General features: G+C 32.9%; 33 protein-coding genes, 1 tRNA gene and 1 pseudogene. 22 read left to right on the plus strand and 13 right to left on the minus strand.

The annotated features are described in order from the left end of the window. Positions 1-127: 127 nt before the first annotated feature. The gene (locus tag ACMHJ2_RS06765) at positions 128-985 is read right to left on the minus strand and encodes an alpha/beta hydrolase (protein WP_413512190.1); all 858 of its coding nucleotides are present in this window, start codon (positions 983-985) and stop codon (positions 128-130) included. Between the two features lie 72 nt (positions 986-1,057). Further along, positions 1,058-1,645, minus strand: a complete 588-nt coding sequence (locus ACMHJ2_RS06770; RefSeq protein ID WP_413512191.1) for a Crp/Fnr family transcriptional regulator — start codon at positions 1,643-1,645, stop codon at positions 1,058-1,060. A 312-nt stretch (positions 1,646-1,957) separates the two neighbouring features. On the opposite strand from ACMHJ2_RS06770, the gene ACMHJ2_RS06775 reads away from it, so the two are divergent. Then, the gene (locus tag ACMHJ2_RS06775; protein WP_413512192.1) at positions 1,958-2,293 is read left to right on the plus strand and encodes a hypothetical protein; all 336 of its coding nucleotides are present in this window, start codon (positions 1,958-1,960) and stop codon (positions 2,291-2,293) included. 81 nt (positions 2,294-2,374) lie between these two features. Here ACMHJ2_RS06775 and ACMHJ2_RS06780 read toward each other — a convergent pair. Further along, a pseudogene (locus ACMHJ2_RS06780) lies at positions 2,375-2,609 on the minus strand (nucleoid-associated protein); the annotation flags it as partial. A gap of 125 nt (positions 2,610-2,734) precedes the next feature. Here ACMHJ2_RS06780 and ACMHJ2_RS06785 point away from each other — a divergent pair. Further along, positions 2,735-2,959, plus strand: coding sequence for a CDGSH iron-sulfur domain-containing protein (locus ACMHJ2_RS06785; protein WP_413512193.1), 225 nt, complete (start codon positions 2,735-2,737; stop codon positions 2,957-2,959). Between the two features lie 493 nt (positions 2,960-3,452). Then, positions 3,453-4,391, plus strand: coding sequence for a hypothetical protein (locus tag ACMHJ2_RS06790; protein ID WP_413512194.1), 939 nt, complete (start codon positions 3,453-3,455; stop codon positions 4,389-4,391). Between the two features lie 628 nt (positions 4,392-5,019). On the opposite strand, the gene ACMHJ2_RS06795 is transcribed toward ACMHJ2_RS06790, so the two are convergent. From ACMHJ2_RS06795 to ACMHJ2_RS06835, 9 genes are all read right to left on the minus strand, one after another. Beyond that, on the minus strand, positions 5,020-5,232 hold the full coding sequence (locus ACMHJ2_RS06795) for a helix-turn-helix domain-containing protein (RefSeq protein ID WP_413512195.1): 213 nt from the start codon (positions 5,230-5,232) through the stop codon (positions 5,020-5,022). A gap of 106 nt (positions 5,233-5,338) precedes the next feature. Then, positions 5,339-5,698: a hypothetical protein gene (locus tag ACMHJ2_RS06800; protein ID WP_413512196.1), complete on the minus strand. Its 360-nt coding sequence runs from the start codon at positions 5,696-5,698 to the stop codon at positions 5,339-5,341. 4 nt (positions 5,699-5,702) lie between these two features. Beyond that, positions 5,703-5,912, minus strand: coding sequence for a hypothetical protein (locus tag ACMHJ2_RS06805; RefSeq protein WP_413512197.1), 210 nt, complete (start codon positions 5,910-5,912; stop codon positions 5,703-5,705). Between the two features lie 4 nt (positions 5,913-5,916). After that, entirely contained in the window at positions 5,917-6,291 is a 375-nt protein-coding gene (locus ACMHJ2_RS06810) for a hypothetical protein (protein WP_413512198.1), read from the minus strand. Positions 6,292-6,331: 40 nt separating this feature from the next. Continuing rightward, positions 6,332-6,973: a DUF3560 domain-containing protein gene (locus tag ACMHJ2_RS06815; RefSeq protein ID WP_413512199.1), complete on the minus strand. Its 642-nt coding sequence runs from the start codon at positions 6,971-6,973 to the stop codon at positions 6,332-6,334. A gap of 11 nt (positions 6,974-6,984) precedes the next feature. Continuing rightward, positions 6,985-7,185, minus strand: coding sequence for a hypothetical protein (locus tag ACMHJ2_RS06820; protein ID WP_413512200.1), 201 nt, complete (start codon positions 7,183-7,185; stop codon positions 6,985-6,987). A gap of 94 nt (positions 7,186-7,279) precedes the next feature. Continuing rightward, complete coding sequence (locus ACMHJ2_RS06825; RefSeq protein ID WP_413512201.1) at positions 7,280-7,507, minus strand: hypothetical protein; 228 nt, start codon at positions 7,505-7,507, stop codon at positions 7,280-7,282. 66 nt (positions 7,508-7,573) lie between these two features. Further along, positions 7,574-7,777: a hypothetical protein gene (locus ACMHJ2_RS06830; protein WP_413512202.1), complete on the minus strand. Its 204-nt coding sequence runs from the start codon at positions 7,775-7,777 to the stop codon at positions 7,574-7,576. Beyond that, positions 7,777-8,286, minus strand: a complete 510-nt coding sequence (locus tag ACMHJ2_RS06835; protein WP_413512203.1) for a hypothetical protein — start codon at positions 8,284-8,286, stop codon at positions 7,777-7,779. Before ACMHJ2_RS06835 ends, ACMHJ2_RS06830 begins: the two co-directional genes overlap by 1 nt. 1,261 nt (positions 8,287-9,547) lie before the next feature. Here ACMHJ2_RS06835 and ACMHJ2_RS06840 point away from each other — a divergent pair. The 10 genes from ACMHJ2_RS06840 (at position 9,548) to ACMHJ2_RS06885 (ending at position 14,793) form a co-directional block, all read left to right on the plus strand. Next, entirely contained in the window at positions 9,548-9,853 is a 306-nt protein-coding gene (locus ACMHJ2_RS06840; RefSeq protein WP_413512204.1) for a hypothetical protein, read from the plus strand. 179 nt (positions 9,854-10,032) lie between these two features. Next, positions 10,033-10,108 (plus strand) — tRNA-Leu (locus ACMHJ2_RS06845). A 538-nt stretch (positions 10,109-10,646) separates the two neighbouring features. Next, positions 10,647-10,829 (plus strand): hypothetical protein, encoded by a 183-nt coding sequence (locus ACMHJ2_RS06850; protein WP_413512205.1) that lies wholly within the window; start codon positions 10,647-10,649, stop codon positions 10,827-10,829. After that, entirely contained in the window at positions 10,829-11,149 is a 321-nt protein-coding gene (locus tag ACMHJ2_RS06855) for a hypothetical protein (RefSeq protein WP_413512206.1), read from the plus strand. Before ACMHJ2_RS06850 ends, ACMHJ2_RS06855 begins: the two co-directional genes overlap by 1 nt. 2 nt (positions 11,150-11,151) lie before the next feature. Beyond that, positions 11,152-11,895, plus strand: a complete 744-nt coding sequence (locus ACMHJ2_RS06860) for a hypothetical protein (RefSeq protein ID WP_413512207.1) — start codon at positions 11,152-11,154, stop codon at positions 11,893-11,895. A gap of 7 nt (positions 11,896-11,902) precedes the next feature. Then, complete coding sequence (locus ACMHJ2_RS06865; RefSeq protein WP_413512208.1) at positions 11,903-12,136, plus strand: hypothetical protein; 234 nt, start codon at positions 11,903-11,905, stop codon at positions 12,134-12,136. 64 nt (positions 12,137-12,200) lie between these two features. Next, the gene (locus tag ACMHJ2_RS06870; protein ID WP_413512209.1) at positions 12,201-12,398 is read left to right on the plus strand and encodes a hypothetical protein; all 198 of its coding nucleotides are present in this window, start codon (positions 12,201-12,203) and stop codon (positions 12,396-12,398) included. A gap of 20 nt (positions 12,399-12,418) precedes the next feature. After that, positions 12,419-12,685: a chaperonin gene (locus ACMHJ2_RS06875; RefSeq protein ID WP_413512210.1), complete on the plus strand. Its 267-nt coding sequence runs from the start codon at positions 12,419-12,421 to the stop codon at positions 12,683-12,685. 91 nt (positions 12,686-12,776) lie between these two features. Then, positions 12,777-14,072: a hypothetical protein gene (locus ACMHJ2_RS06880; RefSeq protein WP_413512211.1), complete on the plus strand. Its 1,296-nt coding sequence runs from the start codon at positions 12,777-12,779 to the stop codon at positions 14,070-14,072. Positions 14,073-14,331: 259 nt separating this feature from the next. Beyond that, positions 14,332-14,793 (plus strand): hypothetical protein, encoded by a 462-nt coding sequence (locus ACMHJ2_RS06885; RefSeq protein ID WP_413512212.1) that lies wholly within the window; start codon positions 14,332-14,334, stop codon positions 14,791-14,793. Positions 14,794-14,852: 59 nt separating this feature from the next. Here ACMHJ2_RS06885 and ACMHJ2_RS06890 read toward each other — a convergent pair whose 3' ends face one another. Further along, positions 14,853-15,410, minus strand: coding sequence for a hypothetical protein (locus ACMHJ2_RS06890; RefSeq protein WP_413512213.1), 558 nt, complete (start codon positions 15,408-15,410; stop codon positions 14,853-14,855). 121 nt (positions 15,411-15,531) lie between these two features. Here ACMHJ2_RS06890 and ACMHJ2_RS06895 point away from each other — a divergent pair, with 121 nt between their 5' ends. Genes ACMHJ2_RS06895 through ACMHJ2_RS06935 form a run of 9 tightly spaced genes read left to right on the plus strand, consistent with a single transcriptional unit; the run spans position 15,532 to position 24,122 of the window. After that, positions 15,532-15,963: a hypothetical protein gene (locus ACMHJ2_RS06895; RefSeq protein WP_413512214.1), complete on the plus strand. Its 432-nt coding sequence runs from the start codon at positions 15,532-15,534 to the stop codon at positions 15,961-15,963. Between the two features lie 2 nt (positions 15,964-15,965). Then, the gene (locus ACMHJ2_RS06900) at positions 15,966-17,168 is read left to right on the plus strand and encodes a hypothetical protein (protein ID WP_413512215.1); all 1,203 of its coding nucleotides are present in this window, start codon (positions 15,966-15,968) and stop codon (positions 17,166-17,168) included. A 2-nt stretch (positions 17,169-17,170) separates the two neighbouring features. Beyond that, entirely contained in the window at positions 17,171-20,560 is a 3,390-nt protein-coding gene (locus ACMHJ2_RS06905; protein WP_413512216.1) for a hypothetical protein, read from the plus strand. A 12-nt stretch (positions 20,561-20,572) separates the two neighbouring features. Continuing rightward, a complete protein-coding gene (locus ACMHJ2_RS06910) occupies positions 20,573-21,367 on the plus strand; it encodes a hypothetical protein (RefSeq protein ID WP_413512217.1) in 795 nt (264 codons plus the stop codon). Beyond that, complete coding sequence (locus ACMHJ2_RS06915; protein ID WP_413512218.1) at positions 21,336-22,256, plus strand: hypothetical protein; 921 nt, start codon at positions 21,336-21,338, stop codon at positions 22,254-22,256. The genes ACMHJ2_RS06910 and ACMHJ2_RS06915 overlap by 32 nt, the downstream gene beginning before the upstream one ends. Before the next feature lie 14 nt (positions 22,257-22,270). Continuing rightward, a complete protein-coding gene (locus ACMHJ2_RS06920) occupies positions 22,271-22,564 on the plus strand; it encodes a hypothetical protein (protein WP_413512219.1) in 294 nt (97 codons plus the stop codon). After that, positions 22,564-23,091 carry a hypothetical protein gene (locus tag ACMHJ2_RS06925; RefSeq protein ID WP_413512220.1) on the plus strand — a complete coding sequence of 176 codons (528 nt, stop codon included), beginning with the start codon at positions 22,564-22,566 and terminating at the stop codon, positions 23,089-23,091. Before ACMHJ2_RS06920 ends, ACMHJ2_RS06925 begins: the two co-directional genes overlap by 1 nt. A 42-nt stretch (positions 23,092-23,133) precedes the next feature. Further along, the gene (locus ACMHJ2_RS06930; protein WP_413512221.1) at positions 23,134-23,682 is read left to right on the plus strand and encodes an N-acetylmuramoyl-L-alanine amidase; all 549 of its coding nucleotides are present in this window, start codon (positions 23,134-23,136) and stop codon (positions 23,680-23,682) included. Then, positions 23,679-24,122, plus strand: a complete 444-nt coding sequence (locus ACMHJ2_RS06935; protein WP_413512222.1) for a hypothetical protein — start codon at positions 23,679-23,681, stop codon at positions 24,120-24,122. The genes ACMHJ2_RS06930 and ACMHJ2_RS06935 overlap by 4 nt, the downstream gene beginning before the upstream one ends. Positions 24,123-24,146 lie beyond the last annotated feature (24 nt).

The raw sequence follows: 24,146 nt of genomic DNA on the forward strand, positions 1-24,146 counted from the left end.
AGACAAAGCAATTAAATCGATGTAATTCTAGATGAGATTGATGAATCGAAATAAGAGATAAAGAATAAAAAAAGTCGTGATCAGTATTTCTTCTGACCACGGCTTTTTTTATGAGGGTACTAATCTCCTATTTTTGAAAAAAGGCGTCAAATAACGCCAGTTGAATAGCTAAAGCTTTACTCCAATAGGCTGTATTGTGTTCTCCCTTATATTCAGTATAACTATGTTCAATATTTTTAGCTGTCAATTGACGGTGAAACGTGCGATTCATTTGAATCATTTGGGTATCTTCCGTTCCACAGTCAAGAATGTAGTATTGTCCCGTATTTTTCATTTGATCTTCATTGTCCAATAACTGGTACTTTAGAGGTACATCTTCCCGTTTTCCCAACACCTTGTCGATTTGATAATCAGCATACTCTTTTTCAAAAGCGACTAAGTTAATCGCTCCACAGGAACTTCCAACAATTGAAAAAGTAGTTGGATGGGCAATACCAATATGCAACGCTCCAAAACCCCCCATGCTCCAGCCTAAAATACCGCGGTTCTCTTTATTGGGTAAGGTTGGATAGTTTGCGTCTATAAAGGCTACAAGTTCTTCTCCAATAAAAGTTTGGTATTGGGAAGTAGCATCGATTGGACTATCGACATACCAAGAGTTGTAATTTCCATCAGCTAATACATAAATCGTTTGATACTTTTCCGCTTTTTTAACTAAATCTGGAAGGTCTTTTTGATAGGTTCTTTCTGCATTGCCGCTATAACCATGAAGAATATAGACCGTTTTGTAGTTTACTCCCGTTTCAAAAGGTGGTGAAATCACTACCACGTTTATATTTTTATCCATTTTTGTACTGTAAACGGTTTGACGTAGGATGTTTTGTGCAAATGATGAATGACTCATTAAGGCTAAAAGAAGACTAAGAATCATTTTAGTAATACTAGACGGTTGAAAGGTTCGGTTGATGCGTTTTATATTTTCCATTTTTATTTCTTTTAATGCAACAAAATTGGAACATAAAAAAGGAAAAAGGCTTTACATAGGTTGAGGGATAAATTATTTTATTCGTTTTCGGATTCTGCTTAATTGGGTAGGGGTGATCCCTAAATGAGAGGCAATATCCTGTAAAGGCACATATTTCTCAATCTCAGGTTGACTGTGCAATAACTTTTCATAGCGCGTTTGTGCATCGTCCATAACAAGCGAAACTTCTCTTTTCTCTTTGTCAATCACCCAATTTTTTTCGAGATAGTGAATGTAGAAGGCTTGGAGATCATCTGTTTGTGAAATTAATTCTCTCCATGCCTTATAAGGTAAACTTAATATGACGCAATCGGTTACTGCTTTCGCTGTGAATTGGGAGGGTTGTTGTAAAATAGCAGATACAAGTGAACTTACCCAGTCACTGGGAACAAATATATTTTTGTTGTAGGTTCGCCCTTCACTATCATTGATATAAGCGATCAGGTATCCCGAATATAAAAAACAAAATTGGCGACAAACAAATCCCTGCTCAATAAAGATTTCATTTTTCTTCAACCGACGAATCGTAGCAATATTGAGGAGTGCCTCAAAGGAAGCTTCTGAAATCGGGGAATAGGTGTTTATCTTTTCTCTGAATTTTTCTAATACGAATTGATCCATAGCTGCTAAAAACAACAAAGTTAAGTAAAAGGTACTATTTTAAAGGTAGAAATTGAAAAAGCAAAGGTATATAAGGAGTTTGCTTAGTATAAGCATAGAGGGGAGGTTTGAGTATGACAAGTTGGTGAAATAAAATTTTCACGCTGCTTCTGAAGACTTTAAAATCCTGAATTTATAATATTTTTTAAATATAATTTTTTGATAAAAAAAATATATTAATTTGTTTTTAATTAAAAATAATTAGTTTTTTACAGTTTTTTATTATATTTGATATGGTTAACCATTGTTTTTAATAATTTAAAATCAGAAACTATGAAGAATTTTATTATGTTATTTTTATTGGTATTTGGAGTAAATACCGCAATCCAAGCTCAAACTAGAGCACAATTTACTGACGTAAGAAGTGGGGCTATTCAAGAGTATCAATTTGAACGATCAATAAGTAAAGACGATGTTAAAGCTATTATGGCAGAAGGGCAAAGAATTTCGCCTTCTTCCTCAAATTATGGAGGTTCATTCACTCTTTATCTCGGTGTCTATGATAGAAATAGAGGTATGTGGGATATTTACGAAGGCATATATCACTACCCTATAAATTTCACTTTTGCAGATATTATTCGCGATCTTATAAATCGTTATCTCCGATAAGAAATATTTACATAAATAGATAAGGTGTAAGTACTAGTAATTATATAAACAAGAAAGCTCCTATTAAGGGGCTTTCTTTATTTATTTAGTTTTTTTGTAGTAGTAAAGAAGATATAAATATATCTGTTTTTCCTCATCCCTTTTCGATAAATTTATCTGTGCTTTCAGGGTTCACGAAATCAAGCTTCATTGTGATGTTTGTATTCAGGTTGATCCCGTTTTTAAATTACTTGCGCGCTCTAGTTACAGCCTTATGCAAAATACGGAAAGAACTATTATCTTCTATACTGTACTTTTCGCTTTTGTCTACTTTGTAAGCTTGATTGCGAGAGCAATAATTCCGAGCTATTGCTAAAAAGGAATGTTTCTAAATAGAAGTGCAAATACTAAGTACTCGTTTTATTGTTCTAGTTTTGTGCAAACAAAATAACTCAAATAGACATGACAAAAACAAAACTTACAATCAACAATAACGGATCGGTAAAGATAGAAGGTGATTTTGAAATCGTAGATAAAAATGGAAATGCTTACGGATTGCAAGGTAGAACGGTACTTTCAATTTGTCGCTGTGGGCTTTCAAAAAACAAACCTTTTTGCGATGGCGCACATAATGGTCATTTTGAACATGAAGCCGTTGCATTCGATCTTCCACCAAAGAAAGTATAAGCGCACGTAAGGGGATTTATGAAAGGTAAGGAAACCAAGACACTATTTTTTAGCAAAATGAGGTGTGCGATCTATTTTAACGTTTTCAAATAGTATGATTAAGAGGATTTTGAAAGGTTAGAATTCAATTCTTGGCATGTATAAAAGGATATAAGATAAGACTTTTTAGAAATCCATTTTTTTATTATATAGATTAGTGACTAGTTATACGTAAACACAACTTTTGGGATTGACCTGAGGTATTCATGGATAAAATTAAATGAGGGTGTCCCAAAAGGTCACCCTCATTTAGTTTGTAGTTTTAAATTATAAATTCTGTATCGCTATTTCGGGACTAGTCATCAAAGAAAGTAGAGAGAAATCAGTACAATTGGTGGGGTATTATAATACTTAGATTACTGTTTTTTTATTATGTTAAAAAAGCACACGATTATTTTTTTATATTAAAAATATATACTTAAGTTTAAGTTAATTTTAACTAAGTTGTTATTTTATGAAAAAAGTATTAATAGTATTAGTATTAGGGACTTTGATGTTTTCTTGTGCAAAAGAAGAAAGTGCAATTCCTAAAAGTGAAGAAAAAAGAGAAAATGCAATTGTGGATCCGGGGGATCCTGACATGAATAGAATAGTTAATGGTCAGTTAGTTGGTGGTGTATATGCTAACGCAGTATATCCATTTGGAAAGGGCTACTTAATGATTAATGAGACTAAACATACAATTAGAATGAATATGTATGCTTTACCTAAATTCACTTTCACTGCCAACACGTTAGACACAAGAATGGAAACAAGAGATAAGTTTTTCATTTTAGATTTTTTAATCACTCCAAATCAAGAACATCACGGACAAGTTGGAGGTGTATATGGACAATCAACGGCTTCACCTAGTATTAAAGGACCAATTGAAGTATGGGATCATATGTATCGTTCTCAATGGGATGTTAATACTAATTTAATTGGAGTATTACCCTCTATACCTAATTTTTATCTTTGGAATAAGTATCCAATATTTAGTAATCCATATGCTGCTGGATCTGAATTTAAAGTCGCTTTTATAGAGTTTTGGGTAATTAAAGATAATGAAGAAGGTGAACACCATTGGTTGGCTTTAGAAACACCTAATAGTTTTAATCAAATTTTATCAAATAACCCATATCCGAAATTTACTTCTGTACCCTTACCTTTTTCATTTCCTGTTAATGACATAGAGTTTTTTGGTATTAGGAATGAATTACCTTCATCTCCTCAACCACAGTGGGTAGTTTATTATCTGCAGAACAATGGAAACCCAATATCAAACACAGCTTATGATCCAAATTATCATGTAAATGGAACATTTAGATATATGCCATATGTTACCTCTCCAGGGTTTCCAGCAGAAAACCCTGATAATACACCAGGTTATATAATTAAGTTTGAAAATATGTAATAATTATAATTTAATTTCTTTAAGCCGACTAATTAAATAGTCGGTTTACTTTTTTTTAATAGTTTTATGAAAAGCTTAAAAACAGTACAACACCTTTACTTCAAATAGGTTGTACCGCTTTTCTAACAATAAGGATAGTTGCTTTAAATAGAATTCTAATGCAACTTTTCTTTCTTCTAATGTTCTGAATTGAAAGCCGTTAGGATATTTTTCCACGAACAAAGGATTGTGAAATTTAAATTGTACGTACCAATCAAGATCGAGGGACTTTTTTAGAATTCACCGTTTTTCCAATTTTTAGGACATACCCACATATCTGTGCATGAGCAGTCAAAGGGAAGATTTTTCGGCATTTGTAATTACTTTTTAAGGTTGCCATTTAGGTTGCCGTTTTTTTAAGTAATTATTAACCGTAAGATTATAAAAAAAAGCTTAAAAGTCGTGTTAGGATTGACTTTTAAGCTTCTGTGATCCAATCAGGATTCGATTAATATTTTTTAAGATACTGTTATTCAATAAAATGATTTTTTTTAAGTTGTGTTCTGCACAACAATTGCACAACAAATAAGGAGCTTATTTTTATGTATTTTATCAAACTAGATGCGATAAATAAAATGAATTTTTATAATCATTTGTTTTGTAAAGCAAGATTTAGTTGTAAAGCTGCTAAAAAAAGCTCTAAGGTATCAAGAGAAAAAGCTCTTTTTCCATTCTCATAGTTGGATATCTGACCACTCTTTTTAGGGTCACCCCAAACTAATATTGCAAGTTCCTCCATCGTTAGATTAAGCTCTAATCTTCGCGCTTTTAATTTTTGGGCAATTTCTTCTTTTAACGACATAATATTTAGTAATTTTGTAATTGCAAATTTTAATAGGGTTAAAATTAGCAGACATGTTTCCCGTTGGTGTGTGGTAACGCCAACGGGATTTTTTTATTGAGTAAATCTAAAGATTAATTTCTAATTCTTTTCCTGTAAGGGTGAAATAAAGGTTCTGGAGTTGGTGGAGGTATTTTATATTGCCAATAGTTGCGCCTTTGAATCCTGCATTAAAAAACACATCTCCAATATTACATAGACTAACAAAGCTACCTAATAATTCATAGAAACCATTACCAAGATGCTTAAACCCACACTTTAAAAGTATTTCTTCTGTTAGTTCGGTTGGTTTTAAATCTTCATATGCTATTAAAGCAGTTCTTTTTTTGTCTGTAGTATATTCTACTCGGAAAACAGTTTGTTTTAGTTCTATTATTTTGCCTTGTTCTGTACAGTTACCTATACGCACTTCACTTGCTTGTATCATAGTCCTATTTGTTTAAAAGTTTATTGTATCTAGATTCCAACACTAAGTTTAATTGTTTGGGCATTCTAGGTAAAGGAGATTTTTCACTTATTTTAAATAAGAAATCCTCTAGTAAATCATATTGTTCTTGCGTCAATCCTATTTGACTAATTGTGCCGTCTGCGTTCTTTTGAATGATCCCGAAACCATTTGGTTTTTCTGTCGCTAGTTTCATGATTTTATCGGTGTAATGGGAGTTTAGGTTCTTCCACTGGCTGCCACATTATTGCATCGCCAGGTATAAGAAAATCATCTTTTCCATAAAATTCAAGGTCTCCGCGTTGGTTTATAATCCAAAGATCTCCTTCGTATTCAGTTTCTATTTCAGTTCCGTTTAAAGAAATCCAACCGTTATTGTTTTCAAGGCCTTGAAGTGATTTTGGTCTAATACTCCATTTATTTTCGCTAAATCTTAGTACTTCTAATTCACTATATTTTGCTGAGTATTGAGATGGTTTAACTTTTATATATCCATTTTCAGAAATATTTGTGTTAGAAATATCTATACCTAATTCTTCCCACGCTTCTCGTATTACTTCTTCTTTTGTTTTCATAATAAATAGAGCAGTTTAGCGACGTGCTCCAGGTCTTTTGTTATTCCCAAAGTTTTTTTGCTGTTTCTAGCTTCTTAGTAAGTTCGTTTACATCTTTCTTAGCATATGTAAGAGAAAAGGAGTGCTCTCGTTTATACTTCCCGCTTTTGAGTCCCTCGTGCTTCTCTTTAGCTTCTTCTAGTTTATACTCGTAGTATTCTAAGCTTTCGGGTATTGAAAGATTAATTTCGTTTGCTTTGCTTTCCCAATACTCCGCTTTACTTAAGTGGTCATTGGCTTTGTCTGAAAATTCAACGCTTTTGCCCATTCTGTTCCAATTCCTTTCGATGAGTGCGCGGTGTCTTTTCTCGCTGTGGTGTCCTATTTTTATAGGCTCTGCTAATACTAGAAAATCTTTTCCCTCTTGGGATGCTTCGTAGTACTCGTTGCTTTTCTTTTCTGCGGAACCCGCCCAATTTTCATATCTAGCAGCTTTATTCTTTGCTCTTTCTTGGATATTGAAGCCGTCAGCGCGTACAAATGAGTAGAAGTAAAAACCATCTTTAGTATAAATTAGGTTATATATAATTACTTCGTTTTCTTTTCCGTATTTAGTTGTCAGATTTATAATGTCTCCTTTTTCGTGGCGTTCTTCTGTTTTTGCTAAAAACACGTTTGGTGCATATTTGCTATAAGTATTCATTTGTGTAAAATTTATATATGGTTTTTAAATAGTTTAATTACTTCTTCTGGAGCTTTTTCAATTCGGTAAGATTCATGCCATGAACTTCCAACTAAGAAGTATGGTGTTTCGCCGGTTATTTCTATTTCTAATATTTCACCAAATATGAAATAATCACCATCTAAAGGGTCTGTGGCTTTTACTATGTCGCTTATTTTATAAAGTTTATTCATAATCTAGTTTGTTAAGTGTTTTATAATCATTACTCCAAAGTAAGCGGTCGTTAAGGCTATCCAAATACAAGATAGTCGCTTGCTGTGTTTAGTATTACTCATTTCCTAGATAGATTATATTACCGTCGATTTCTTCGATAACGATTTTGGTTCCTGCAGACGGGAGTCCTTCAGGGTCATCATTCCAAATGAAGCGGTAGTATTGTTCGTTGGCTTCTTCTATTTTTTCGATTTGCTTAGTTATGCTATGGAAAGCCAAAATAGCAGATACAGTAAGTACCAAGCACACGCCCACAAGGGCAAGGATAAGATTGTCTTTCATTTTTTAATAGGGTTTACAACTGCCCTTACATTGAGTGGTAAGTGGCAAGGGCAGTTTGATTAGGTGTTATATGTATGGTCCGATTTCATTTATAGATTTTGGAGATTTTAATTTCTTAAATCTTTTTTCTATAAAAAATAAAGCGTCTTTCCAAAACTTAGAATTTGGCTGTTGTTCTGATGCGCTTTTAGTTGCGTAGTAGAATTTTTCTACTGCTTTGGTTGTTGTTAAAGTGCTTTTAAGATTCGAATTATTAAAGTCTATTTCCATTACATTGCTAGTTTAAAGTTTGACTTAGTTTGAAAATCAGTAGAGCCGAATAAATCTTTTAATTCGCTTAGGTCTTTATTAGACCTTCCTTTCTTCACATAATCACTAGGAGAGAAATACCAAGACTTCTTTTGTCCCGCCCAACGGGGAGCGTTATAATTTTCAATTGTAATAGTTTTGATTCTTTCTTTTTGTGAGTACATCGCCACAGGTGTTAAGTCTGTAAGCCATATAAAGGAACCGACAAAAGAAATATTGATTCCTTCTAAGCCTTCGAACATCTTTACGATATTATAGAATTGCTCAGCATTAAAAGAGTTGTTTGTATTTTCTTCTGCGTCAGAAGTATTGAAACGGTTTTCTAAGGATTTGAATGCCTTAAACATTTGTACGAATTCAAATTGTGAGTTATAACCGCTAGTGTCAGGGTGTAACTCAAAACAAAGCTTTTTTAATAAGTTCTTAGCTTCGTCCAGTGTTTTGCATGTTGTAAAATAGTTTGTATCCATTTTATAAATGTTAATAGGGTTATTTAATGTTTGTGGTAACGGCTTGCATAGTGGTAATTATCAAGCCTGATTCGCTTAGTTATAATCTTACGACCATAACAAAAGCATAAGAGAGAGCAGACAGTAAGTCAAAGAACGTCCCCGAGGGGGGGAGTGTAAAAAGAAGATGTTTTATTTCTTATTTTATACTACACAAATGTATAGTGAATATTTTACATAAAAAATCATTAATGAAAAAGTTTTGATACGTAATTTCTATGGTAAAACATAATTCAATAGATAAAGCTTATAATACCTTATTTTCCTTTGTTTTAAAGGCTTCAATTAAAATTTACGTATACAATTATTAAAGAGAGGAAATAATTGAACTGTGATGAAATATGATAGTAAATGAATCGTATTGATGTGAGTTGAGAGTGATGGAAAAACAAACACAAACGCGCTGTCGTTTAGCTTACTTGTGTCGCTGTAATATATTAAGGTATAAATCACAAAGATATTTGGTCTTGAATCGTGTATTTTTACTAATTTTGTTGTTATTTAAATATAGTATTATGATAGATGATCTAATCAATAAAGCAGAACTTACACGCGTATTAAAAGCTGGCGACAACATTAGTAGCAAACGAACACCAAAGAAGCACAAGGCTAAGATTCAAGAACTTAACGACCTTTTGGAGTACTGGAAGAAGCGACACGATTTATTGTAGTTGTGCAATGGTTGTGCAAGATTCATATAATCAAATCTCAAAGCGTTGTTTTACAGTGCTTTGTATTTTTTAGTTCGAATCCTAGTAGGATTACACTTTCCTTTTGCAGTAGTTTAGTTCCTATAAAATCAATAAAGCCAAAAGCTTAATCTTTAAATTAGTTGCTGCCTGAAATCAGTTCTGGATGACCGGATATAAAAAGCTAAAATGTTTTTGAACGCAAAAGCAAATGCACCCCCAATACCCTTTTATATCGCGTTTTCCTTTTGCGGTCCGTTCGCTCTGAAACATGTATACCATCCCAAACACACTACCATAGCTCAATTTTAATATTTAACCTCCTTTTCTTTACTTCTAAGAGGTTTTCTTCTTTCAAATAACCGAATACTCATTTTGATAATTCTAAGGCTTAAAACAGTCTCTTTTCTTATTTCCATTTTAGCATAAGTTGATTTATTTTATTGTGTAATTATTGTATGAAATATTTTATGCAATAATTATGTAATTGTATAAAGTCTTTTATATATTTGTCATGAATCAAAATTGAAATTATGAACAAGGATCTCTTTGTATTGGTAATTGAATCGATAAAAGAGCAAACGACACGAGATTATGAAATCTCAAACGGTTTGACTCAGTTGTATGGAACAACGGTACCTGTTTATGATAATTCATTTTTGTTGAAAGCGATTAAGGATATAATGCTTTTTCATTTTAACGGTCAAAAAGAAGTCTTGAGTGAAATTGATCACTATTGTTTCTTCTGCAATTTTGGGCGAATAGAAAAAGAGGATGATGTGTTAATTGAAACTGCTTCCGAATTATATGACCGATTGGCTTTGGAATATTTAAAATAGATCATTGACATTTTTGGCATTTGTGTATATAAAAATTAAACTACTTGTCGCTAACTAGATTAGCTGAGGTAATGACAGACCAACGTGGAATCGTAATAGCAGATTCGAGGGTGCTTTGAAGAGGCTTTTTGACACCCTTATTGCACGGCTGGCAGGTGGTTTTATTTAAATTAATAAATACCTATGTGGCGAAACAGGTAAACGCGCTCGATTTAGGATCGAGATATAGTGTGGGTTCGACTCCCTCCATAGGTACGAGATAAATAGGATGATGGCGGAATGGTAGACGCTAAATAGTCGATAAGAGTAGGCTTGTGCAAAGAGATTGTGTTGTAAAAGAAGTTAGGTAAATAGCTCAAAGACAATATAAGCCTTAAAGTAGATGAAAATAATAAGACATATCCCTATATGGTGCTAACTAACATCTACCATATGCTCGTGCAGGTTCGATTCCTGCTCATCCTACAATTTTATAGGTTTTGGTTAATAACCAGTTTGTTGCTTCTGTAAAAAGTAACGTTAAGTAGTGGCGAAAATGGTAGACGCAATTATCAACCTACCCAAAATGGTTCCGATAAGGGTTGCCGTGTTAATTTAAAATTAGCTTGACCCTGGGGTAAAAACGGCAGTTCAGGTTCGAGTCCTGACTACTTAGCAAAACATTATTTTTTTCATTAAAAACACTTCATTATTGATTAGATTCAGTATTGAAGTGTTTTTTTTTTAATATCTAATATATCATTCAGTAATTGGTTTATTTCTAATTAATGAATGGTATTTCAATCATTATTTTATGGCAAAACAAATCAAAACAACATTGCTTCCTGACAATACTCTTGTTGAAGTTGTAATGAGAAAGAAAATGACACTTGCCGAATATGAAAAAATGAAATCGATTAGTAAAAGTAAAGGTTGGAGTGTACAAGCTTATCAAGAGGGTGTGTATTCCGATGGATTAGGTAAAAAGGTTGAATAGTGATAACAGTTAATATCAAACCCCTTTCGGTAAATTCTGCGTGGCAAGGCAAACGTTTTAAGACTCCAGAATACAATTCTTACGAAAAAGCGGTTTTACTTATGCTGCCTAAGCGAATTGAAATACCTAATTCTCCTTTTTCAATCACTTTTGAATTTGGAGTTTCAAGCAAACTTTCTGATTGGGATAATCCTATAAAGCCTTTTCAAGATATACTATGTAAGAAGTACGGTATTGATGATAGGGATATTTACAGAGGAACTGTTTCAAAGGTCCTTGTAAAGAAAGGCGAAGAGTATGTGAAATTTAAAATTGAGTAGGTATGCGTGTATTAAGTGCTAATTTGCTAGTAGCAGATAAATTAAATGTAGGTAAATATGCTTGTAATCTAACAATGGATTATGATGTTTATTCACAATTGTTAGAATTCGGATTTAAACCAAAAGAATTTATCCAAAACAATAAAGTGAAAATTTTAATTGAATTAAGCGAAATGGCTGATGTTGATAAAATCACTTCTAATACTGAGATTAAAAAACAAATCGAGTTAATGGTGTCCGATGATCATTGTGATGATTTTGAAAGTAAGTTTATTGACACTTATGATAAATATCTATCTGACTTATTAGAATTCACAAATATTGAAATTTTTATTGAAAGAGATTTTACTGTAAAACTTACTCATAAAGAAACTGGTAGTAGTGGTTCTTATAGAACTATAGGAAAAAGACTAGAGGAAATGATTGTTGATTTCTATTGTTTTGTTAAGAAAATATCATGGTATGAATTTATGGAGTTATTTACTCAGTTTAGACTAGGTTCGGAGTTAGAAAAAGAAATTCGTTTAATAAAAATCAGAACCGGACGTAGTGGTTCTTTTATGGATAGACTTTTAGAAATGGCTAAAATAAAACCAATCCGCACTCAATCTGAATTAGACAACGAACGCCTAACTGAAATAGTAGATGCTATTGTTCGTCACAGAAAATCAGAAATGGCTGTTCCTACTGAATGGATTCAAGAATACAATACGATAATTGAGCGAATTAAAAATAACCCTAAATAAAATTGCTATGAAACAAGAAACTAAAGCTCCTGCTGTTTTTGATACAAGATCAAAAGGAGAACAAATTATAGGTCGTTTTAATAACGAGAGTAGAGAATCCGTGGATTTGATTAAACAAAAAGCTATTGAGTTAGTGAACTTGATTGAAGAACACGGAAAGGATCCAAGAAGAAAAGCTGCTGCAATCACGGATATCGAAAAAGGTACTATGATGGCTGTTAAATCACTTTTTGAATCGTAAGTAAGATTAGTTGTGTTGTTAAAGGCTGGTTTCTCGTAAGCCAGCTTTTTTATTTTGAAATATTATGAACGAGAAAGATTTAAAGAAAATAGAAAAACACTTTGCCAAGGCCAAAGCAATTCACTGTTTGAAATTGGACAAAGAAGTAAACGTAACCAACGTTCCTCGATTGCAGTATAATCCGGATGAAGATACAGTAACAAGTCCTTCAGGTATTATTTGCTTTTGGAAACAAGGCGAGTTTGCGCAAATTATTAAGTAACCTATTAAATTTAATATACGATGAAATTATTAGGAGATAGAATTTTATGCACTCGCATAGTAGAAGAAAAGCAAACAGAAAGTGGCTTAATCTTACCTATAAACTACCAAAGCGAAAACGAATACAAAGTAGTGGAAGTTGGTGTAAAAGTGAAGTATATTAAACCAGGTGATCGTATCCGAAAGTTTAAATACTCGGATGGTTTACAAATGGTTATTGATGGAATTGAGTATCTAGTTTTGAGTGAAAAGGGAGATGTTGATTTTTTTGTTGGAAAAGTATGTTAATTAATGCGTAATGCGTAATATATTAGTATTTACTTGCTTTTATCTTAAAGTATTGTATATTTGGATTTATTAACATAAAACCTTATTAATTATGAAAAAATTAAGACATTTCGAAAAGAGTAGCCAAATTGTCTCTAGAGTAAGTAGTGACAGATTATCTGAAAATAAATATGCAGAAACTTTCAAATCACTTGATTTAGAATCTTTACCTAAACCATTGAATCCTTCATTGATAAATTCAAGTGATGGTAAAATATCACGTATGCTTTTAACAATACCTAAGTACGCATTTGAGGGGGGAGAAAATCCTTACAAAAAAGTATATTCAGATCTTTTAATAAAACTTCCAAACTATACTAATTTTTTAATTTTAACACATAGTTCTATAATTGATTCTGTAACTGATTGGTTAGTTAAACTGAATGTAAATGAAAGAGTTATAATTAATTCTATTGATGATGATCTTCATTTCTCTGTCTGGGCAGAAGATGCGCATGCCATCACAAAAGATAATAGTGAGACTTATTTTGCCCAACCATTTGAATTCCCTAGATATGCAGATAGTATAGTGTCTAAAATTGCATCTAATGTTTCGGAATCAATTATATATCAAGCTCCATTGTATTTTCAAGGGGGAAATATTCTTATCGGTGATAATTTTTTTTTAATTGGAAAAGATTATGCAAATAATTCTTTAAAATATATAGATAAAGTAATTACTCCACAGCATAATGAAACAAAGGAACAATGTATAACGAGATTGTATAATAAATACTTAGATACAAATAAGAAACTGTACTATATAGGCAGTACGATTAAAGTTCCTCAACAAGAAACTTCATCTATTATTGTAGATAATGAAAAGTGGGAACAAATAGTTTTTTTCGGTAATAAAGAAGGAACTGTACAGCCTTTATTTCATATTGATATGTTTATGACTCTTGTTGGACGTAATGATCAGGGGAAATATCAAATAATGGTTGGAGATCCAAAATTAGCAGCAGAAATAATTGATTTACCAGAAAGTTTACTTTATTCTATGTCAGAAGTCTTAGATGATATTTCTAAACAACTATCTGAAATAGAAGAATTTGAAGTGATAAGAAATCCTCTGCCATTAGTTTATGTTGATGATCCAAATGAAAAAATAAGGGTATGGTATTTTGCTACTTCAAATAATTGTTTAGTAGAAAATACGAATGATACAAAAACTGTATGGTTGCCTACTTATGGATATGGAAATTGGAAAGAATTATCAAAAACAGATGAAGCAAATAAAATAATTTGGGAAAAACTAAACTTCAAAGTGATTTTTTTAGAGGATTTCCATCCATTCACAGAAAATTTAGGAGCTGTTCATTGTATAAAAAAGTATCTGAATAGATAATTCATATGAAAACAGTATAGAAGGAGTATAATGATGTTATACTCTTTATGTAAAATATTATCTCTTACGAGCCCAAAGCAATTTAACTGTTTTGGGCTTTTTATTTTCTATATTTTTAAGAAAAATTAACTATATTCGTTTTTCATTTTACGAAAGACATATATAGGTGTAGTTTTACGAAACTGTAGAGTATTTTGTTCCGTTAAAAACAATATTATAAGTGAATTTTTGGTGGCATTATCAATTAACAAAAAAATATATGATTCAATTTTTAGCAGACTTAGGAATTAATTTAGCAGCAAGTGCAATTTGGGACTTAGTAAAATCTATTACTACTAATCAGACAAATCAAAGTGATTTAGAGACAAAATTAGCAGATGAGTTAGAAAAGAATCAAGTTGACCTTCAAGGTGCCAAAATGAAGTCTAAAGAAATTATAAAGTTTCTAATAGAAAATGGCGCTTTAAAATTTAATGGTGCATCTATTTATTCTGACACAAGTATTGTCCAAAAAACAGAAGGAGGAGGAATTGGGTTTTCAAAAAATTCTGATTTTTCTACTCCAAATACTATTATAAGTATTAACGGAGACAAATCTTTTATGAAACAACAAGGTAATGTAGAAATAATCCAAGATCATAATGGAATATCTATAACTGTTAAGGGGACTAAAAATGATAAACCTGGAAGTAACAGTTTTTCTATACGTGTAGAACAATAAAACTGCTTAACACAAGAGCAACTGTTGCTCAACCTCTATTTTTCCATAAAACTAAAATATTACTTCACACGAGCCCAAAGCAATTTCACTGTTTTGTTTTTTTCTTTCTTATTGAGTTTCTCAATGATTTCCGCCTTTATCAAATCGCTTTTAGAAGCTTCTTTTGAGTTGTAAAGTTCTTGTGGAACAGGAATCTCTCCAGCTAACATTTCGTGCATTTCTTGGCAAATTTGACGTGCTTTTGCTGTTGCTGTGTAAAGGTGTTCGTTTTTATTTCCTCCCCTAGCTGCTCGAGATACATATCCCATTCGGATTAAGGTGTCAACTTTTTTATAGGTGTAGCGAATTTGGGTAATTTCTTTTAGATCATCTACCATAAAAAAGGTTTTCGGAACCAAGTATAGAATAGTTTCTAGTAGTGTAACGCTAATGTTATATTTTCTTTGCAAGGCGTGTCTTACATATCCAAAGTTTTCAAGCAAATCGTATCCTTTATAAATCCTAGCGAATTGCAATTTCGTGTAGGCTTCTTTTTCATTGCCTTTAAAGAACGCTTCAACGATTTTTGTCTTATCATTTTCCATCCTTTCTTTAGCTAATGGTGGAAGCTTTATCATTAAGTCTAGCCTTTTGCTCATTACGTTAATTTTATTTTTACATAAACAATACGTAACAAATATAGAACTAATACATAAATATTTTCTATCTTTGAGGTAAGAAGAATAGATTTTATTTATAATGGCAAAGATTAGTAATAAAGAAGTTTATCCTGAAGATCATAATGTTACTCTTGAGGATTATCTTATTGGTACTGATTCAGCGGATAAAAACGTTCTCCAAACCAAGACTTTTTCAGTTAAGAGTTTATCTGAAGTTATTAAACAAGAAGTAGAGGTTGATTTTGAAATACCAAAATCAACCTCAGATTTAATTAATGATGGAGAGAATGGAGTTGATAAGTTCGCTACAGTAAAAGATGTGGGGGGAAAAACGTATCAATTCAGCAACCTTTCTGAAGTTGTTATTCCTCATAATCTAGGGAGATATGTTGACCCAACAGTTATTATAGGAACAGAGAAAGTCCTAGCAGATATTCATTACGAAGAAGATTTAAATACAATTATTGTCAAGTTCGGAAGGCCTCAAACTGGAATTGTATTAATCAGGTAAGAATGAAAGTAGAAAACATTTTAGATCTAGATCAACACGCGATAATTAACGTGCCTCTTGATCCCCGCCCTCAACCGCCAGCTAGCCCAGTTGAGAGCCAAATATATTACAATACTACTGAAAAATCAGTTAAGTATTGGGATGGCACCAAGTGGTTAAAGCTAGGGACTTTAGACAAAGTAGAAAACACAGACGGAGGTTTAAGCGTTGCTCAAGCAGATGGAGTTGCAACAATAAACCTAAACTTAGATAACGCTAGTATTGAAATCGGTGCAGGTGTTGTTAGGCTTAAAGACTTAGGAGTAACTACTGCTAAATTAGCTAACAATGCGGTAACCACGGTTAAGATTACAGACAAAAATATCACATTTGCAAAGATAAATGATATTGCAACAATGACTGTAATTGGGCGAACTGCTGCAGGAACTGGAGTATCTTCTGCTATTCCAATTATCAATACAAATGATTTATCAGGGGCAAATGGAACTTCTCTTATCACAAGTGGGGCTGTAAAAGCTTATGTTGATGCTTCAATCGCCGGATTAGGTAAATTAATAGGCGGTTATGATGCAGCCACAAATACTAATTTCCCAGGAGGCTCAAATACCAAGAAAGCAGATTTTTGGTATGTCACCGTAGCAGGTACAATTCAAGGTAATCCTTTTCAAGTTGGTGATGTAATCGTGGCCAATAAAGACAATCCTAGTAATACCAATGCGAATGATTATATCTTTTTGCAGACTAATGCTGACCAAGCGACTACTACTATTTTGGGTATGGTCATGCTTGCGACTAATGCAGAAGTTCAAGCCGGCACAAATAATACTAAGGCAATAACACCAGCTGGATTATCTGCTCGAACTGCAACTGAAACTCGAACTGGTTTAGCAAAAATAGCAACTACTTCAGAAGCTTTAGCGGGTACGGATAATACAACAATTATGACTCCTGAAAAAGTTAAAGCAGTTGTTGATGCTTCGGTTAATCAAGGCTACACAGCTATTTTTGGGGATGCAACAAATACTAAATTCCCGATTACTCATGGAGCTAATACAAAGAATTTGATTGCTGAATTCTTTGAAATGCCTTCTGAACAAAAGATTCTAGTTGATTATTTACCTATAAGTAATACTCAAATTCAAGCTTCATTTGGACGTCCTCCAGGTTTAAATAAAGTAAAAGTAGTAATCATTACAATAGCATAATAATGAGAATAGAAGGAGATTTTATAATTCAAGGAACTGCTACTATTGAAACTTTGCCAATTTCTAATAGTAGTCTTTCAGCTATTGTACAAGCGGATGGAAATTTATTTAGACGTGACCTAGGTACAATTAGTACAGTTAGTAAAGAATCTTATATTCCTGGTTTATCAGTAGCATTCCCTTCTATATTTAATCTCAATACAGAAAGCTTAGATTATAATAATAGAAGTTTGGTTGTTTCTTTAAAAAATCAATTACAAGGTACTGCTTTTTTAGCTCCAGTTTCAATGAACGGGACGCCAGCATTTAGGCGAATAGTAAAATCAGATTTGACTGATGCCAATGTAGTTTTTACAGATGATAATACATTTGTAAAGAAAGCAGGAGATACTATGACTGGGACTTTAACAGGCCGTCAATTAGGTGGTTCATGGGCAAGTGGTATGTGGGATAGAGTAGGGATTAGATATGATAAACCTGGATCCAATGTTACATATAGTGGATGGTTAGCTCAGAAAACGTTTAATGGAGGTTCTTGGGGTTTAGGTAATTTAGGGGACAATTTTTACATCACACATATAACTCCTGCTAATTTAGAAGCAGGCAATAATGTAGTTAGTCAGATGTTAAGACTAACACCAGAAGGTAGATTAGATACGATAGGTCATATCTACGGAGTAGAACATCTATCATTGTGGTCAAACAGTACCTCTAATAACAGAGAAACTATTCTTGAAATGAAAAGAGGTGCAAGTAGAGATACTGCATACGGTACTAGTGCTTGGGCAGACATGCGAATGATTTTCAATAATGATTTAGTAATTGAAAGAAAGATTAATAATGTAACAAGTCAGTTGCTTAAAATTGATAATGCAGGACTCATTACATCCTTAAATCACGGTACATCTCTTCAGTGGAAACAAGCAGTTGATTGGGGTAATCATAGAGATTTTGGATATTGGAATGCAAATAATCTTAGAGCTTTAGCGATAGCGTCTGTTGATGCTAATGTATATTTTGATGATAAGTCTGGTGGATATGTAGCTTCTTATGGTAGTTCAGGATGGTTGACCAATGGTGCATTCTTTGGATACGGTGGATTAATACATTATCAAGGAAGTTCTATTAATATGGGATTACAAATGCAATACGACATCGGACATAATACAACAGCAGGTGGAAGATTAGCATTTAGAACAAAACATAACGGTGGTTATACTAATTGGAAAGAAGTTTTACATACTGGTAACTTTGATGTAAATGGATTTGTAAAGAAGACTGGTGATGTTATGTCTGGTTTATTAGATTTTTCAACTGCCACAGCAATGATATCTAGTGGTGGAGTTACATTTCTATCTAAAGGTCAACAAGGCACTATATTAGCAAATAATACTTTAGGTTCTTCAAGTACTGTAGGTGTTGCAATAAGACCTCTTGGATATAGTGTAGGTGCTAATCAAACTCTATTTTCAGGTGATGGTTTTATAAGAAGTTCAATTCATGGAGATTCATCACAATGGAAACAAGCCTACGACTGGGGAAATCCTGAAGGTAGGTATTTACGTACAGGAGATAATCGTGTATTCAATAGTAAATCTGTAGCAGCTGATTTAGATTTACAAAGAGATTCTGTAATATATGCGACTGGTGCAAATAGACCAAATAATACTAATTCTACTGTTTTAACTTTATCTGGTCTATCTGAGTATGGTTTTCAAATAGCAGGTAGAAATGCTAATATATGGTTTAGAGGTCTAGAAGCAGGTACATATAGAGACTGGTATTCATTCTGGCACAGTGGTAATTTAGTTAACCCTGCTACTCAATCTTGGGTTAACTCTCAAAATTTTAAACAAACTTTAGCATTAGGTACTCCTCATGGGGAAATATCTATTTCAGATGGAAATACTATAGTATTAAATTCATTAGCATCAAGAGCAAGACTAGATGCTAATATTAGAGAATTAGGACAGGCATTTACACCTTATCTAACATCAGGAGGTTTGAGTACTAACTACCCTGTTAATTCTTCTAACGGTACAGGTATTAGGATGGAAAGATATTCAGGACCTGCATCTCAATTAGGGTTTGATATATATAAAGCAGCTAATCAAGATTATTTATGGATTAAAACATTTGACGGGTCAAATACAGAAAATTCTTGGAAAATTTTAGCAGATAGAACTTGGGTTAATTCACAAGGTTTTTCTACTCAAACATTGATTGCGGGAACGAATGTTCAAATTAATGGTAGTACAATTTCAGCAATTAATACTACATATTCAGCTGGTACGCTCGCTTTATTGAATACTGGCACTGATACAGCAATTCGAGTATGGAGAACAATAGATATTTCTGATTTTGTTACAAATAAGTTAGCTCAAGGTGCAGATTCACTTTGGGAACACACCCCACAAGGAGGATTAAGAATCAGAAACTACAATTCACTTGCTACTAGAGATGGGGCAATTGCAATTACCAAAGGCGGTGGAGCAACAAAATATAATGCAATTGGAATTGGTACATCGGTTAATTCAGATGGGAATGATGGATTAGCTATTGGTCCGCTTAGTGCCAATCTTGGTGCTTATGGAACAGTAGTAGGACCTTATTCTACCAACACCCCAATGGAAGGTACTGTTGTGGGGGCTTTTTTGCTAAACAACCAAAGAGGTTGTACAGTTACAGGCCGTTACAACCATCCTATTTTGAATACAACAACCAATACAATAAACGATGATTCCCCACTATTTATAATTGGAAATGGGAAAGACGCATCTATTCGTAGTAATGCGTATGTAATGAAATCTAACGGTAAAGGGGAATTTGCCAATATTCAATTTTATAAAGAACAACATTCATTTGGTGATATGGATATTCCTAATTGGAAATTCATACGAGACAATATTAGTGGAGGTGGCACAGGAGCAGGTGCAGAAGATTATGTATCTGAGTATGGTTCAGGAATAAGTGTTTTTCATAAAGGCAAAGCCTCAGAAGAACTAGTTAATTCTCCTTATTCAGCAAGTGGAGAAATTCTGTCAAATCAAGATTTAAGAAATGTAACTAAACCAACACTAGTTTATCTAGGAACAGATGGAGCCTGGAGAAAGTGGAATGATACAAATGATGCAGAACAGTCGCGATTAAATTCAACTGCATTTTTAGGAATATCACTTCCAGATAATAAATCTGTTCTTTTGAAAGGTTACTACTTAGGACAAAACTCCGCAGAGTTAAGTTCATTAGTGGGTGAAATCGATAATGGAAATAGATTTCATAGCATTAACAAAGGTTCATTATTGGCTTATAATTCTACTGGAGGGGTGGAAAGAACTTTCGGTTATTCAATCAATAATAAAATAGCCTATTTCAATCCTTGGGCATTTTAATACAGCACAAATATGGCAGAACTTCAAATAATAGCGACAAACGATAATATTGCCCCTGAGCGAATCGGAAATGTTAGAATTAGGGTTGTCGTCGGGCAAACGGTAAATATTACTAGAGCTGATTTAACTAATTCAGTACCTAGTTATTCTCACGAATTTAATAGACCAATTGGCGGGGTTAAAATCCTCGGTTATGGTTTGAATATCAATAACATTTTACGTCCATCAGACACAGCTATAATTGCAACATTGACCAATAATGGTCAAGTTATGCGATACGTAAATAATGTTGTACAAAATGGTGAAGTTAACCGAGCTAATTTAGATGGTAATCTTTTCAAAGTAAAAGGCAACGCAATAGGTAGTGATTATGTAGAATATACAGCATCTGCATATAACTCCACTGCCAATACAATTTCTGATTATATAAATGAATCAGCTAAGCTTTTTATTGATGTTGTATCAGGAACTAATTTACCTCCTAATTCGGTTGGAAATAATACAATTGAATGTCCAATAGGAGTATTAGTGCCGTTGAACATCAATGCTTTTACTTTTGATACGATTCCCGCTTATGGAGATCCTGAAAATGATGTTCCATTAAAAGTAATTTTGAAAATTATAGGTCCTCCAGTAATTGTAACATTTAATGGAATCCTAGTTCAAAATAACCAAGAGTTTTTTGCAAATGACTTACTTATGGGTGAATTAAAAGCATTTTTCTCTTCTGGTACATCCGAAGGGACAATATCAACCATAAAATTCGACGTTGCAGATGTTGGAAGCGGTCAATATAGCGGTTTATAGCATGGCAGAATTAAGATTAATAGCAGTACAAGAGAGGTTGAGTTCTTCGATTCGCACAGGTAGTAATGTAATTACATGGGCCGATAAAGATATAGGTCATGATAACGAATTATCAAGTATTATAAATAATACTGCGAAGGGCTACAACCTTACTTTATTTGATGTAACAACAGATACTTTCCCTCCATATAAACCAAATCAAGGAAGGGAATTTAGGGCATTAAAAATTGTTGAAATAAACAATATGAATGTCAGAAGTAGTGATTTTGCAAGCCATCCTCATAGGGATTTAGTTGTTGGAGATATTATAAAAAGAATAAACCTTGAGAACAATCAAATAGGGTTTTCTTATGGTGGGGGCGCTGGAGATTATGAAACTAGATTAGGTACGGTTGATTTTCTATGGTCAGACGATGGTATCAACTTCACAGAAGATACAAGACAAAGATTCTATTTCATGTATGCTGGAGCTACAGATTATGGATCTATTGGGCACATTATTTTAAACTTCAACATGCTTAGTCAATTGAATATTTTCAATTTAGAAAGAACACAGTATATCAACCATAGAGATATTTCAGAAGCGCTGAATTATAGTGTCAACAATTCAACACTAACAACAAATAGTCAGGAAGTTATTGACTTTTTCAATTCATTCCTTAGTGGAGAATATCCCGCCAAAATTCATATTGAAAGTATAACTGGAACTAACTGCATCCGATACTTTGAAAATCTAATACAACCAGGTCAAAAGCTATCATTTGAAGCTTTCAGACAAAACAAAATAACAATAGATCAAAACCTATTAAACGAAAATGACTTGCCGATACTTCAAATTTATGTGGGGGAAGCCAAGTCAGGAATTTTTAGAAAATCACCATTAATTTAAAAAATAAGAACAAAATGAAAAACACAAGCACAAATAAGGAAACGAAATCAGCTGAAGAAACAGTAAACAAGATTTCTCCCTTGCATTTAGCAAAACTTCAAGAATCAAATCAGAAACTATTAAGTATTGATCAATTAGCTGCTGAAATATACCAATGTGAGTTTGATATAAAACAAGCTAAGGCGAAATTAGACAATATGAACATTGAAGTAATAAATGAAAGTACTAAACTTAATAATGAGTTGATGCAAACATATGGCAATGTAAGTATCAATCCAATGACAGGGGAATTTCAAAATATGGAGTAATGAACATACAGCAAATCCTTACTAGAATTACATTACTGTCAGAACCTTGCGTTAAATTACCTGATAGAATCGATTACTATTTATCCATATTATATAGACTAGCTCCAATTGCATTTTTAGTTGATATAGTTGGTTGGTGGTTTTCAGAAAACAAGCAATTTGGTCAATTTATGTGTATTGCACTATTTATAAATATGGGAGTTGGTATTGTATTTCATTTCAAAAATAAAAGTTTCAGTTGGGGTGGTTTCTTTAAACGAAATGGAATTATGATATTGATTGTTTCTGTTGTTTATATCATGCTCGAAATGCTTAGATATACCGCAGGAAATAATATCGTAGGAGAACTATTTAAAGTCACTATTCAAATCACAACCCTACTCTATCCAACTTCAAAAGTTTTCAAAAACGTTTACATTATGAGTAACGGAAAATATCCTCCTGAATTCATAATGAAAAAACTTTATGACTTCGAGAAGAACGGCGATTTAAAAGCGTTCTTCGATAGTAAAAATAAAGAAGAATAACTGTCAAATACAAAAAGCCTTTCCACTTTTAATTGAAATGAAATGGCAAACGAAATGTCTTACCCTAGTGCTGGGCATCACGACAAGGATCCAGGAGCAGTCGCGAATGGATTTGTCGAAATGAAAGAAATGGATAGGTTTAGAAATAAGCTTATTAAAAGACTTGAACTACTAGGTCACAAATATATTACTGACCAAAATCACGAAACTAATACTCAATATCAATCAAGAATTAAACCCGTAAAAGGTGATGTTTTGCTTGATATGCACTTAGACGCTGGCGGACCTACCGCAACAGGTTGTGGAGTATTTGTACATAAAAATGCATCAAAAGAAACTTTGGAAGCTGCCCAAGAATTAGTTGATAACTGTTCTAAATCTATGGGAATAAAAAACCGTGGAGTAAAAACAGAAGAACAAACTGCCCGCGGTAAAATTGGAATATTATCCAAAGGCGGAATTACGGTTTTGATTGAGTTTGCTTTTATAACCAATATAGGAGATATGAAAGCATTTCACGAAAATGAAGATTGTTTGGTTGAAATAGTTTTGAATTGGCTAATTAAATGGGATAAAAATCAACAGTTATGAAGTATTTAATCATCCTACTCTCCTTCACCATCCTTAGCTGCGGATCGCGTAAAGTTGATTTGCACAAGCGAATTAATGATATCGAAACTAATCTTTCTGTAAAGATTAAAGAGCTAGAAAACGAACGCAAGAGCCTTTCTGAATACATCTACACAGAAAACTTCCGAGCCGATTCCATTATTGAAGAATCAGGAAAAAGGAAAATCTATAATCCCTCAACCGAAAAGAAAGAACAAAAAAAGGAATCTTTGGAAGAAAAATCAAAACAGACTGAAACGGATATACTACAAACTGAAAAAGACAAGAGCCAAGAGAAAGATAAAAAAATTGACAGAAAACAATTTAATTTGGGGCCAATTATTATACTCTTGGTTATTATTTCAGTAGTCGCTTACATTTTTAGAAAATTCTTGAAAAACGCAAGCTGGCTATTTAAATAGTCGGCTTTGTTTGTATTGTGTGAT

Origin of the sequence: Myroides odoratus, from assembly GCF_965118575.1 — a bacterium.
GTDB classification, from domain to species: domain Bacteria; phylum Bacteroidota; class Bacteroidia; order Flavobacteriales; family Flavobacteriaceae; genus Flavobacterium; species Flavobacterium odoratum_B.

Coding starts and splice junctions, on each gene's coding strand:
- ACMHJ2_RS06905 (WP_413512216.1), top strand. CDS start 17,171: ATGAGAATAGAAGGAGATTTTATAATTCAAGGAACTGCTACTATTGAA.
- ACMHJ2_RS06915 (WP_413512218.1), top strand. CDS start 21,336: ATGTTGGAAGCGGTCAATATAGCGGTTTATAGCATGGCAGAATTAAGA.
- ACMHJ2_RS06890 (WP_413512213.1), bottom strand. CDS start 15,410: ATGATAAAGCTTCCACCATTAGCTAAAGAAAGGATGGAAAATGATAAG.
- ACMHJ2_RS06830 (WP_413512202.1), bottom strand. CDS start 7,777: ATGGAAATAGACTTTAATAATTCGAATCTTAAAAGCACTTTAACAACA.
- ACMHJ2_RS06860 (WP_413512207.1), top strand. CDS start 11,152: ATGCGTGTATTAAGTGCTAATTTGCTAGTAGCAGATAAATTAAATGTA.
- ACMHJ2_RS06935 (WP_413512222.1), top strand. CDS start 23,679: ATGAAGTATTTAATCATCCTACTCTCCTTCACCATCCTTAGCTGCGGA.
- ACMHJ2_RS06795 (WP_413512195.1), bottom strand. CDS start 5,232: ATGTCGTTAAAAGAAGAAATTGCCCAAAAATTAAAAGCGCGAAGATTA.
- ACMHJ2_RS06870 (WP_413512209.1), top strand. CDS start 12,201: ATGAACGAGAAAGATTTAAAGAAAATAGAAAAACACTTTGCCAAGGCC.
- ACMHJ2_RS06875 (WP_413512210.1), top strand. CDS start 12,419: ATGAAATTATTAGGAGATAGAATTTTATGCACTCGCATAGTAGAAGAA.
- ACMHJ2_RS06790 (WP_413512194.1), top strand. CDS start 3,453: ATGAAAAAAGTATTAATAGTATTAGTATTAGGGACTTTGATGTTTTCT.
- ACMHJ2_RS06920 (WP_413512219.1), top strand. CDS start 22,271: ATGAAAAACACAAGCACAAATAAGGAAACGAAATCAGCTGAAGAAACA.
- ACMHJ2_RS06850 (WP_413512205.1), top strand. CDS start 10,647: ATGGCAAAACAAATCAAAACAACATTGCTTCCTGACAATACTCTTGTT.
- ACMHJ2_RS06895 (WP_413512214.1), top strand. CDS start 15,532: ATGGCAAAGATTAGTAATAAAGAAGTTTATCCTGAAGATCATAATGTT.
- ACMHJ2_RS06925 (WP_413512220.1), top strand. CDS start 22,564: ATGAACATACAGCAAATCCTTACTAGAATTACATTACTGTCAGAACCT.
- ACMHJ2_RS06810 (WP_413512198.1), bottom strand. CDS start 6,291: ATGAAAACAAAAGAAGAAGTAATACGAGAAGCGTGGGAAGAATTAGGT.
- ACMHJ2_RS06865 (WP_413512208.1), top strand. CDS start 11,903: ATGAAACAAGAAACTAAAGCTCCTGCTGTTTTTGATACAAGATCAAAA.
- ACMHJ2_RS06880 (WP_413512211.1), top strand. CDS start 12,777: ATGAAAAAATTAAGACATTTCGAAAAGAGTAGCCAAATTGTCTCTAGA.
- ACMHJ2_RS06815 (WP_413512199.1), bottom strand. CDS start 6,973: ATGAATACTTATAGCAAATATGCACCAAACGTGTTTTTAGCAAAAACA.
- ACMHJ2_RS06805 (WP_413512197.1), bottom strand. CDS start 5,912: ATGAAACTAGCGACAGAAAAACCAAATGGTTTCGGGATCATTCAAAAG.
- ACMHJ2_RS06930 (WP_413512221.1), top strand. CDS start 23,134: ATGGCAAACGAAATGTCTTACCCTAGTGCTGGGCATCACGACAAGGAT.
- ACMHJ2_RS06800 (WP_413512196.1), bottom strand. CDS start 5,698: ATGATACAAGCAAGTGAAGTGCGTATAGGTAACTGTACAGAACAAGGC.
- ACMHJ2_RS06770 (WP_413512191.1), bottom strand. CDS start 1,645: ATGGATCAATTCGTATTAGAAAAATTCAGAGAAAAGATAAACACCTAT.
- ACMHJ2_RS06820 (WP_413512200.1), bottom strand. CDS start 7,185: ATGAATAAACTTTATAAAATAAGCGACATAGTAAAAGCCACAGACCCT.
- ACMHJ2_RS06765 (WP_413512190.1), bottom strand. CDS start 985: ATGGAAAATATAAAACGCATCAACCGAACCTTTCAACCGTCTAGTATT.
- ACMHJ2_RS06885 (WP_413512212.1), top strand. CDS start 14,332: ATGATTCAATTTTTAGCAGACTTAGGAATTAATTTAGCAGCAAGTGCA.
- ACMHJ2_RS06840 (WP_413512204.1), top strand. CDS start 9,548: ATGAACAAGGATCTCTTTGTATTGGTAATTGAATCGATAAAAGAGCAA.
- ACMHJ2_RS06835 (WP_413512203.1), bottom strand. CDS start 8,286: ATGGATACAAACTATTTTACAACATGCAAAACACTGGACGAAGCTAAG.
- ACMHJ2_RS06825 (WP_413512201.1), bottom strand. CDS start 7,507: ATGAAAGACAATCTTATCCTTGCCCTTGTGGGCGTGTGCTTGGTACTT.
- ACMHJ2_RS06785 (WP_413512193.1), top strand. CDS start 2,735: ATGACAAAAACAAAACTTACAATCAACAATAACGGATCGGTAAAGATA.
- ACMHJ2_RS06900 (WP_413512215.1), top strand. CDS start 15,966: ATGAAAGTAGAAAACATTTTAGATCTAGATCAACACGCGATAATTAAC.
- ACMHJ2_RS06910 (WP_413512217.1), top strand. CDS start 20,573: ATGGCAGAACTTCAAATAATAGCGACAAACGATAATATTGCCCCTGAG.
- ACMHJ2_RS06775 (WP_413512192.1), top strand. CDS start 1,958: ATGAAGAATTTTATTATGTTATTTTTATTGGTATTTGGAGTAAATACC.